Here is an 11,134-nt window from a genome sequence, read left to right on the forward strand (position 1 = left end):
TTACTTAGATAGGTCTAATGAAAAAACGTCCATGATGTTGGTCTCTACCACAGAGGCTATTGAGTAGTCTGTCATAGAGGAACTCATCTCTTTGTCAAGTCTATTAACAGCTTTCATTAGCGATGATGCTTTGACAATCATCGTTACGGGAGTCTTTTTTTCCACTCCATTTTTTTCATCCAAGCTAATGAACAAGACCTTGCAACGGTAGAATTTGTCATCTTCATCTTCTGTACTGAGGAATAGTTCAGCAAACTTTTCTCGTTTAATGCTACTAATCATTACCTCTCCAGTAGAAGCAAAAGGAGTTACCTCTTCTATGATACGAGCTTCTGCTTCTGTCATAGAATAGGCATCTACAAGGTAGCTTTCGGAAGATTTTTTAGACAGTCCCGTGTCAGCCAATCGCTCGTAACGGACTTTACATTCATACCAATTATTCATATTGTATAGCTCTGCGGCTTTATTTACTTTAGATAGATTTCAAAAACTATTCACAAAGATACACAAATAGCCGTGACAAAAACTACAAAAGTCCCCCAAAACAACTTTTTGAGGCTCTCTTTATTTAGAGATAAGTTATCTGCGTTCTTGAAAGAAAGAGGTAAGTAGTTGCGTAGATTCTTCTGCCATAACGCCTGATTTTATAGTCGTTTTGGGGTGAGGAACGGAGGGAGCCCATCGTTGATACCCTCCCTTGGAGTCGGATGCACCGAAGACAATTTGCCCTATTTGCGCCCATCTTAAGGCTCCAATACACATAGCACAAGGTTCTAAGGTTACGTATAGCGTACAGTCGGTAAGATACTTACCTCCTAATGCCTCTGTAGCTGCAGTTATGGCAAGAAGCTCGGCGTGGGCTGTAGGGTCGTTGAGTCGCTCTACTTGATTATGGGCTTGAGCAATAAGTTTATTGTTGGCGACTATTACAGCACCGATAGGTACTTCTCCCTCTTCATAAGCCAAGCGAGCCTCTTGTAGGGCATGTCGCATCCAGTAGTTATCATCGTAGGGAACAAGGGGGCACATAGAGTTTTAGTCTGCTACCAATTTATTGATCAAACTCTTCATACCCTCATCAAGTAACCCTCTTTTTACGATATTTCCTTTAGGGTCAAAAAGGATAAATTCGGGTAAGTAGTGTACTCCATAGGTAAATGTTGAGTTGTCCATTTCGTCGATGATGAGGGGAAAGGCCTCGGGAGAAGTGTTGTACTCTTTCTTGAGATGCTCTCGCGAGTCCCAAACGAATACTCCTACAATCTGAAATTTATCTGGGTTTTGAGAGGCTTGTAGCTCCAGTAACTCAGGAAAAACTTTGCGACAAGAACTACACCAAGAGGCCCAAAAGTCTAATAAAATATATTTCCCCTTGCCGACATAATCAGATAGGGCGACTTCTTCGTTGGTCAAATCGACTCCGATAAAATCTACAAACTTATTCCCTGGGCTTGTGTTAACTCGGTTCTTAAAACGTTCAATCTGTTTTTTTATGACATCATTTTTATTAATGATGGGCTCTAAAATGTCGGCTAATTTGTCAATCTCTTGTGTGGAAAGAATAGTGGCAGAGTTGCGGAGTAGTTCTGAAAAAGCCAATCCTCCAGCTAAATTGTTTGAATGTTGGGCGATAAAGTCGATACTAATTTTCGATATTTCGCACTGCATCTCTTGGTACAAAGAGTCCAGCAGCTTTTCTCCTACTTCGTGAGCGAAGCCTTTTTCTCTCAAGGCATACAGATTGCTGTGATGTACGCCTCGCACACTATCGAGGGTCTCTCTGAAATGAGTGAACAATTCGTTAAGAGGAGTGCCAGTAGCATATTTGGGTACTCGTAGGTATATATTCCCTTTTTCAATAATTAGAGGGTCGAAACTACCCGACTCGAATGTGATATAGGCAGTACGAAGGCTTAAAGAGTCTGCATAAGTTCCTTCGAAATAGAAGCGTCCTCTTTCGATGAAAGTACTATCTATAGGGGCATCATTATCGAACGAAAGGTACACTTTCATTCCTTCCGTTGCATAACGACTTGGCACCTCCCCAAAAATTTTAAAAGTGTTTGACTTATTACAAGAAACAATTCCCAACAAAAAGAGTACACTCAGCAATAAGCTACTCCACCTTTCTACTTTATGCCTCACTACAAATTCAATATATAGTATTCCAAACCCGTGCGCAAAAGTAGGCAAATCGTTCTAAATTATCAACTTGACTTCCCATAAGATTACTAAAACGGGCTACACAAGGAAGTATTCCCTATGTAACCCTTAGTGATAATATTTAGAGCAAATCTTCTTACTTCTTAATGATTAACGTAAGATAAGATAACCATGTGAAGATTCAAGGTGTATTACTCTTTGCTCAAGACAAAGCTCTTAGCCCCTTCTGTTTGTATAGAGGTGCAGGAAGCGGAATTCATTTACCATCTTTATACATGCCAGGTAATCCTTTGTTGTTCGTCCCAGCGGCTGTACCATCGTTGCTGACATCGAAGAAGACTAATTGTGATTTGCTTGACTGACATTCCTGTTAACGATAGTAGTAGTTGTGTAAAATCTTCTTTTTCGACATGGGATATTTGATATTATGAACGAAAAAAGAGACCGTTAGAACGATCTCTTTAAGTCAATCTCTCGAAGGTGATGATCTTTTATTCGAGCGAACGGAGCTTTTCCTCTAAAATTTTTGTCCCTTCAGTAGCCACGGTAGAAATGAATTCTATATTTAATCCGTGGGGGTAGGGAACAGGTTTGGGGTCGATGATAAATATCAGAGACTCTTTAGGGGCATATTGCAATAGGCTCGCTGCAGGATAAACATTGAGAGAAGTACCTATAACTACGAAAATATCTGCCTCTTGAACTAGCTTGATAGCCGGTTCAATCATAGGAACAGCTTCGCCAAACCAAACAATAAAGGGGCGTAGTTGATGCCCATCGGGGGCAAGGTCGCCTACTTTTAGTTCTAAATTATCGGGGTCTACAGGATAGGTTTTTTGAGTGTTTGCCACGGAGCAGTTTTTCATAAGTTCACCGTGTAGGTGTAGTACTCGACTACTTCCCGCTTGTTCGTGCAGGTTATCCACGTTTTGGGTAATAATGTCTACGTGCCATTTTTCCTCCAGACGAGCCAATGTTTTGTGTGCTTCGTTGGGCAAACATTGTAGTAACTCTTTACGACGAGTAGTATAAAAATCCAACACTAATTGAGGGTTTTCTCGAAACCCTTCGATGGAGGCAACTTGTTGAACGGGATACTTTTCCCATAATCCATCACTGTCTCTAAAGGTTGAGATACCACTCTCAGCACTAATGCCCGCACCTGTAAGTACTACTATTCTTTTCATAATCAATAGATTTTAATGTTCTTCTAAAACAAAGGTACGAGAATGTTGAAACATAAAAAAGTCGGTATATCTCCCTAATTCAGAGAAAAATATACCGACTCTTTAAAGGATATTCTTGTTGTCTTTTATTCGATATAAGTATTCAAATCGAAGAGACGGACAAGATTAAAGTGTTATTTTCTTTACGATACGTTTGCCCTCTTGACTTATCACCACGATGTAGTGCCCTCTGCCTATGGAGAGAGAGGTACTTTCGAGAACTCTCTCTTCGACGAGCTTCTTGCCCTCTATATTATAAACGATGATGAGAGCGTCATTGAGACCTGAGATGTTCAAAACTTCTCCCTGAGTGGCAAAGAGAATATGGGTAGGGATTGTCTGTTCCACAGAGAGCCATTCTTCCTCTACGATATTTTTAAATATTTTCCATCCAAGTGCTTTACTGTATGCCTCTTTGGTTCCTTTGGGTACATGTAACGTGGCGACTTCGATTTCTGCTATATCGGAAAAAGCTAAATCATCAAGTACAGGAGGCACTATATTGTAAGAGAATACGTTAGCAATAGATTGGCATCCTCTGAATGCATTAGCTCCAATCTTTACATCTTTAGGGATGTTGAGAGAAAGAATAGCAGTACCTTGCAGGGCTTCTTCTCCGATATAGGTTACTCCTTTACCAGGGAGGTCAAGGCTTGCTAACTTGAAACAAGCCTTAAAGCAGAAATCACCGATGCGCTTGAGTGCTTTGCAGTGATTGATTTTAAGTTCGGTCAAGTTTGCAGCTCCTATGAAAGCAAAGTCCGCTAACTCCTCAATACCTTCTGGAAGTTCGAGCCTTTGGGGAGCGAAGTTGAATCCGAAAGCGTATTTCTCGATTTTTTTAATATCTGTAGGTAGTTGGATAAGTTCAGCTTTTTGACCTGGTTGTACAAAAGAGGGATAATGTATCAAGGCTCGGTCGGATTTACGAACGAGCATACCATCGATAGTTTCAAAGAAATTGTTACCTCCCTCAATCTTTTTGATAGGGATGGCAAACGTGAAGGCTCCCGTGCGAATTTTTTCTACAGAGGCGGGGAGAGAGAATACCTCCTGAGGGTAAGCAGTGGCTACTTGTACCAGTTCCTTGCCATCTTTTGAATAAATGGCGTTGTTGATAGAGGTAAAATGCTGGTTTTGAGCATCGACAACCAATTTTTTCAACTGTCCGCAGAACATGAAAGGGAGTTCCCCAATACTCTCTACTTGGGCAGAAAGGGTTAAGCCTGTCAGATTAGAGCTCTTAAAGGCAAAGTCTGCAATGTGCTTCACATTATCGGGTATTACGACGTCCCCTATGGCATCCCACTTAATCAGTGTGTTACCTTCGATAACGGGAGCGTGGTCTCCAGCTTGATGCCCCTCTTCGTAACAAACTAAATGTACAGTGAGATCTCCTGTTACGTTGTCGATGCGAAGCTCTTTGTCTGTTTCGGTTTGCTCTTCGTTGTTAACGAGCCAAGCTCCTACTTTGTAGCCGTTTTTGGGAGAGGCGGTGAAGATAAGATTTTTACCTTTTGCGATAGCCTCTCCATTGGCTACGGATGTGCCTTCTGAAGTGCGAGCAGAGAGACTCCCATTACCGCTTAATTCGCTGTATCGAATAACTACAGAGCCTTCGTTGCGTTCAAAACGGACGAGGAAGTCGATACTCTCTGTTGGGGTTATGGTCCACGTCGTTTTTCCTTTTAACTCCTCATTTTCGATGTATTTGCCTTCGCTATTTTCAAAGAGCCAATCTGTTACTATATAACCTTTGGTAGGGGTTGCTGTGAAAGTTACGCTTTTCCCTGTGGGGACGATGTCGCTACTCTTAAACTCTTTGCCATCCATTACAGCGGTTAGAGTACCTCCAGCAGGAGTGGCAGATTTGAAAAATATACGGTTACCTTCGGGCAATTTGTTACAATGAGCAACGATGTCAAGCTCGCTTTGTACAGACTTTATTTCAAGTACCTTAGGGTTTTGAGCATCACTTTCGACTTTTTTGCCGTTTACCATCCAGTGAGAAAATTCGTAAGTAACGAAGTCGTAACGGCACTCCATCTTGAGCGTACTGCCTTCGGTTACTTCGTCTCCGCTCTGTACAGTAACGGGCCCTGATAGCCACGCCTCGATAAAACCTGCACCTTGTGGCTCTACTCGGAAGTTTACTCGATACTTTTGTAGCTCTGTTTCGGGAGCTCCTATTTTGATTTGTGCTTTTTTATAGTGTTTCTCTAATGCTGTTTTGACCGTTTCGTTGGCCACATAAATAGTCATACTGGAGTTGTCGCTGGGACCCCCATTGTTGTAATTGCCAAAAGCGGTAAACTGCTCACTCTCGTGAATATCAACGAGTTTAATACCTCCAATTTGTCCAAATGCAAAGAAGCCTACATCTTTAAGTTGAGGTAGGTAGATACTCTCTAACGCATCGGCAGAGAGGAAGCTGTTTTCTCCAATGTTTTTTACCGATTTGCCAATGATTGTTTTCAGTGTTTTTACGTTTTGCCCAGCTCCCTCAGCTATTGTTGTAGTTTCATTGGGAAGGGTAATTTTCTCAAAATGGGGGAGTAGAATTACGGCTTGTGTTTTATCTTTTGAGAGTACTGCTCCTTCAGAAACGATATATTCCGATTGAGGATTGGTAATTTTGAATTCTACAATGTGGGGATTATTATTGAAAGGATTCTTTTCAATTTTCTCTACAATGCCACCTAAGATTACTTTTTTGAGTGCCGAGCAACTGAAGAAAGCATTTTTACCTAAGCTCTTAATGGCGGGAAGCTCTAACGTTGTAAAATTACTGTTATCGCAAGAAGCAAAAGCCTCTTCTCCGATTTCTTCTACTAAAGGCATCTTGACAGTTTTAAGCCCCTTACATTCCTTAAAAGCCTCTTTGCCTATTTTTCTTACATTGTTGAAGTCCACAGATGTAATCTCATTGTTAGAGGTGCGCAGAGCGTTAGGTTTAGTGGCAGATTCCCAGCCGTTGTCCTCGCCTCCCCAGTCACCTCCTCCACTTTCGTAAAAGCAGTTAGGGGCAATTTCGACAACTTCATCGGGCATTTTAATGTCTCCCGTAGCCATCGGCCAGCTTATAAGCACGCCGTTTTGAATGTTCTGAGCTTTGATCCCAAAGGTTATGGTAATCAAAGAGAACAGAAAGAAAAGAGTGATTTTTTTCATTTGAAGAAAAGATTAAACGATTCAATTTCTGTCTGCGTTTGCAGCTAAACTCTTATTTAATTGGGTGATAAATTGCTTTTGCAAAAAGGACTTATAGTCAGATGACCTCAAGATGGTTTTGGTATAAGAAAGAAGATCAAAGAACACTCTATATGAAATAAGGAAAGAAAGTAGACGTTCTGCTTGCTCCTTTCTCATAGATAGCGCTTATTGCAACGCTCACAAAGTTAAGAATTTTTCTGTGTAGATAGATGCTCGTCTTTCGTCTAATGGCCTTACTGACTGTCTTTGTATAGATGCAAATTAAGGTAAACCCTCAAAATGGAAAACCTTTCTTGTCTTAATAGTCTTACTGACTGTCTTTGTATAGATGCTTGAAGGAAAAACAGTCTTTAGTACTTCTGAATGCGATGTCTTAATAGTCTTACTGACTGTCTTTGTATAGATGCTCTTCACTGAAAGGGAGATATGGTACGCAGAAAACCAAGTCTTAATAGTCTTACTGACTGTCTTTGTATAGATGCAATCTGATTACCAGTAACTTACGAATTTTCGTTATCGTAAGGGCTTTATAACAAGCCTCTTGCATATTTTCGAAAATGCCCCTCTAAAACTGTTCTTATGTGTACATTATCCTCGCTTGGATAGGATGTATCTCTCTGGGAGACAAAGGTATATAATTGTTTTGAATTTTCGAAAATCTCTGTTGTGAAAAACAATAAATTGACATTTTCGAAAAACAGATAAAATGGTTCCTGATAATCAGATAGTTATATTTCGAGAAAAGGCTGTTTTTTCGAAAATCGAACTCTTGAAACTCTGATTAGTGGTATTTTCGAAATTCGGGGAAATTAGAGGATTTGGTAAATGGTTCATATACAGATGGATAGATGTTTTTTTATAAAACTGTTTTTTTCGAAAATGTTTTTGTTGTTAAGGACTCCTTGATAAGGTCGTTAGGTTTTATGTAATAGATTCTTTCTGAGAGTATTAATCATGGTTCTCTATATGATTTTAGTTTTCCTTTTCCTTCTATCTTAGGGGAGTATTTCTTTTCTTCAAACCAAGCATTAGCATAACAACGACTACAAAGAGGCAGTATAAAGAGAGAATCTTTTCGTGAAATGATGGGGCGAAAAGTATCCAATAGAGAGTTTAACTGATTTTCTGTCTTTATGGTACATATAAATACAGATTTATTGACCCTTATACCATAATTTTCAAGACTTTTAGCTACTCTCTGTCTACATCGGTGCGAAGAAATATCGTAAGCAATCAAGATTTTTGAAGACATAAGGCTACCATTTAGGGGTGTAGAACTTGATTTTATTTTCTTTTTTAAGGCAAAAATCTCGTACATTCTTAGTTTGCAGGGTCATTATTTCAGACAATGTTTTTTGTCCTGTTCGAAAGTATTCTGGAGAGCACCATCGCTCTTTTATTTTTGAAATAATACGAGTACGCGTCTGTATGTCGAGCAGACCACTTTTTTCTTGGCGGACTTCTTCTTTTTTAGATAAGAGAGCCAAGATACTCCTATCAACTACGAAAGAGCGATACTGCTCCATAAGATCAAAGCATAGAGCTGGTTTATTGTCTTGAGTGCTGTGCAATATGCCAATGTTAGGGTTTAGTTGCCACAGATCGATGGTACGCATTACATAGCTTTGCAATATGGCATAACCATAGTTAAGCATTTGGTTTACTATGTCGGAAGCTCCTTGCTGTACTCTCCCATCAAATATGTGTCCCGTGCGCTGTATTAGTAGAGCAAAGGCATTCCAATAAATTTTTGCTCCTCGCGCTTCGAGAAGCATGGCATTTTGGCGGAACTGTTCAACTGTATTACCTGATATTGAGAGCTTTTCGATAGCATTTAACTGTTCTATGGACTGTTGTAGATATTGGCATAGCTCTTCTTCTTTGCGAAAATACTTTTGGTAATACTTTAGGAGCTTGGTTTGATTTTTTATTTTGTTGTGTACCAAGGCCGAAGAAAACTCCCGTATCCTATTTTCAGGTAGACTCATCTGGGCTTTCATATGAGAGGGAAGAATAGAATTCATACTACCCACGGAGGCATAGGCTTCTCCCGTTGCTTTATAGTAGATAATACGGATGTTTTTTTTATGGCAATAGTTTGTTACATGACTACTGAATGAAACACCCGGAGCAATGATGCTAATCTGTTCGACTTGATGGGCTGGGTGTTTGCAGATAGTATTCCCAAATTTTTTGACAACAAGGTAGTTGCGATTTAGTCCAATAAAAGCTCCTGCTTCAGAAACTACAAAGTCGAAAATATCTTCTTGCTCTCTAAGATATTTTTTGAATTGTTTTTTTAATACTGTTGTCTCTTTATCTACTCTGGGAACAGAAGTTATAGAGTTTGCCCATTTGTTTACCCCTTTTTGGAGGAGATATTTACCTTTTGAGGGAGAGAGAAAACCTACTTTGGAGAGTTTTTCTATTGCTTTTTTTCTCTCTGCTTTATTTTCAATCCTTGCTATAAAGGGAGTATATACCGAGGCTGCTTTTTCATCAATAAACTCTACATCGACCTTAGAAACCAGTTTTTTGTAGTACTGACTTATGCCTTTTATGCTTTTTTCCAGAGCCGAAAACTCTACAGGGTCTTGGTAAAGAGACATTGAAATCTTACGCTCAAGTTTTTCCTTTTTATTTTTACTCATTTCTTTTTGTCCCTCAGAACTAAAAGAAATACCTAAAAAGCTGAATTCGGAGTTTATTTCGGTGACGATGAAATCTTTATTGAGAGATAGCTTTTTTTGATTTTTCAGATGGTTAGATAGGGCTTGTAGAGAAGATAGTGGATCTGAATGCTCGGGTATAAATAATAAGATATCATCGGCATAACGAATAAAGTATTCGGTAATATTATTAGAGATATATTTGTCTGTATCTGTTAAATAGAAATTGGAGAGGAGGGGAGATAAGGGACTTCCCTGAGGGAGTCCCTGAAGATGTGGGTGAAAATGAGACTTATTGTCTACTACTCCTGATTTTATCCACAGACGTACCATCCTACTTAATAAGGGGTCTCGTGTTATGTTTTGAAACATACCCATAAGTTGCTCTATGGGAATGGAGTCGAAAAAATTATCAATATCACATCGAACCACATAATACTTTTTACCCAGTTTCCTCTTCAAGAGTTCCACTTGTTTAATCGCTTCTAAAGCTCCCTTCCCTTTTCTATAGGCATAGGATTGTGGCGAGTTGGTTTTATCTATAATAGGATAGAGTACATTGATGAGATTTCGTTGTAGATATAAATCAATAGGAGAGGGGATACTTAGCGTACGATAACTACCATCTGATTTGGGGATGTGTATGGCATGTGCCACAGATGGAATGTAGGAGAGGGAGTGCAGAGCCTCAAGCAAATTTTCCAGTTCTGCTTTTTTGAGAGGAGAGTGGGTATCTTGAGCTATAGAGGAGAGCCACGTTTGATATAGAGAGGTATCACATTGTTCGGCAATAATTTGTCCATTACCTATAACGGTATGATTACCTATATGTACAGTGAGCCATAGAGAGCATAAGGGCAGCAATCGGGTGGTAAGAGGTTTGGTAATAGAGTTGTCCCAATATCCCAGACATGTCGTACTGCCGTTTTTCTTTTATAGTAGGCTTATGAGGAATGCTTATTTGAGAGAGTAGTTGATCGTCTTTTTCTTCGAAAATAAAGGGAGCTAACGAGGGGGTAGAGGGGGCAGACTCTTGGATATACAAATCGTATAGACGACGAGAAACTCTATTCATTAGACGGGAGAACGGGATGCAATCTGTAAAGATTTGGTCTATTTTCAGCGTTGTGGGGGTAAGAAATCGAATAGCAAGCGTTTCGCTCCATTGTGGAGCATGTCTCCGAAAAAACTCTAAACCCAACTTGGCTTTAGACAGAGGCAACTCATTTTCGTATTTGTTGTTCTGTGCATTGAGTAGTTGATAAGATTTGTAACGAAGCGTATGCTCTTGAAAAAAGTTGTAATCTTGCCACTCAGGAAGAAATTGGAGAAAATCTTTCACAAGCGACTCTTCTCTGCTTACTACCGTAATATACAAATCGACAGGCTCTTGTTGAGTTAGGTTGTGTCTATAGGGTTTATCTACTCGGATAACCAGTCGAGAAGAAGAGGACTCAAGTTCTCCTTCGTGTTCTGTAGCTTGTGGTTTGAAGAGGGTAGTATAGAGATGTGAGAAATCTTGACTCTTTTTTAACGCATTCCCCAAGGCAAAGCGAGGTAAGAAATACCATTTACTCTGAAAAGCGACATCCTTTTGGGCTACAAACCTAACTCTCAGATGATAGGCAACAAACTCTCGAAGAAATATGGGAAGCGTGTCAGAATTTAATTTGTCCATAGAAATCCTTTTGCAAAACCGTTCTCTGTTTTTTTATTGTATTTGGTACGGCAAAATTAGTTTAAGTTTTTATCTCTTTTAGCGCTACTCCTGATTTCTTTTTATAAACATTTCCTGCTCTCATAACTCATATTCATACGAACTCCGTCTTAATAGTCTTACTGACTGTCTTTGTATAGATGCCA

Annotated in this window: 8 protein-coding genes; all 8 read right to left on the reverse strand. The window is 39.6% G+C overall.

Annotation, left to right across the window (positions count from 1 at the left end):
* Window positions 1–444 (reverse strand): DUF4494 domain-containing protein, encoded by a 444-nt coding sequence (locus tag JCM15907_RS05975; protein ID WP_025843106.1) that lies wholly within the window; start codon window positions 442–444, stop codon window positions 1–3.
* A gap of 135 nt (window positions 445–579) precedes the next feature.
* On the reverse strand, window positions 580–1,029 hold the full coding sequence (locus JCM15907_RS05980) for a nucleoside deaminase (RefSeq protein WP_025843107.1): 450 nt from the start codon (window positions 1,027–1,029) through the stop codon (window positions 580–582).
* A 6-nt stretch (window positions 1,030–1,035) separates the two neighbouring features.
* Window positions 1,036–2,145 carry a TlpA disulfide reductase family protein gene (locus tag JCM15907_RS05985; protein WP_277907014.1) on the reverse strand — a complete coding sequence of 370 codons (1,110 nt, stop codon included), beginning with the start codon at window positions 2,143–2,145 and terminating at the stop codon, window positions 1,036–1,038.
* 509 nt (window positions 2,146–2,654) lie between these two features.
* Complete coding sequence (locus tag JCM15907_RS05990; protein WP_025843109.1) at window positions 2,655–3,350, reverse strand: SIR2 family NAD-dependent protein deacylase; 696 nt, start codon at window positions 3,348–3,350, stop codon at window positions 2,655–2,657.
* A gap of 165 nt (window positions 3,351–3,515) precedes the next feature.
* A complete protein-coding gene (locus JCM15907_RS05995) occupies window positions 3,516–6,560 on the reverse strand; it encodes a leucine-rich repeat protein (protein ID WP_025843110.1) in 3,045 nt (1,014 codons plus the stop codon).
* Between the two features lie 994 nt (window positions 6,561–7,554).
* On the reverse strand, window positions 7,555–7,854 hold the full coding sequence (gene cas2, locus JCM15907_RS11065; RefSeq protein WP_159099921.1) for a CRISPR-associated endonuclease Cas2: 300 nt from the start codon (window positions 7,852–7,854) through the stop codon (window positions 7,555–7,557).
* 4 nt (window positions 7,855–7,858) lie between these two features.
* Entirely contained in the window at window positions 7,859–10,135 is a 2,277-nt protein-coding gene (gene cas1, locus JCM15907_RS11070) for a CRISPR-associated endonuclease Cas1 (protein ID WP_242396818.1), read from the reverse strand.
* A complete protein-coding gene (locus JCM15907_RS13390) occupies window positions 10,092–10,949 on the reverse strand; it encodes a hypothetical protein (protein ID WP_242396819.1) in 858 nt (285 codons plus the stop codon). Before JCM15907_RS13390 ends, cas1 begins: the two co-directional genes overlap by 44 nt.
* Window positions 10,950–11,134 lie beyond the last annotated feature (185 nt).

This window comes from Porphyromonas gingivicanis JCM 15907 (assembly GCF_000614585.1).
In the GTDB taxonomy this organism is placed as follows: domain Bacteria; phylum Bacteroidota; class Bacteroidia; order Bacteroidales; family Porphyromonadaceae; genus Porphyromonas; species Porphyromonas gingivicanis.

What these genes read in the sequence shown, in the direction of transcription:
- JCM15907_RS05990 (WP_025843109.1), bottom strand. Translation starts at nt 3,350, where the DNA reads ATGAAAAGAATAGTAGTACTTACAGGTGCGGGCATTAGTGCTGAGAGT.
- JCM15907_RS05995 (WP_025843110.1), bottom strand. Translation starts at nt 6,560, where the DNA reads ATGAAAAAAATCACTCTTTTCTTTCTGTTCTCTTTGATTACCATAACC.
- cas2 (WP_159099921.1), bottom strand. Translation starts at nt 7,854, where the DNA reads ATGTCTTCAAAAATCTTGATTGCTTACGATATTTCTTCGCACCGATGT.
- JCM15907_RS05980 (WP_025843107.1), bottom strand. Translation starts at nt 1,029, where the DNA reads ATGTGCCCCCTTGTTCCCTACGATGATAACTACTGGATGCGACATGCC.
- JCM15907_RS05975 (WP_025843106.1), bottom strand. Translation starts at nt 444, where the DNA reads ATGAATAATTGGTATGAATGTAAAGTCCGTTACGAGCGATTGGCTGAC.
- JCM15907_RS13390 (WP_242396819.1), bottom strand. Translation starts at nt 10,949, where the DNA reads ATGGACAAATTAAATTCTGACACGCTTCCCATATTTCTTCGAGAGTTT.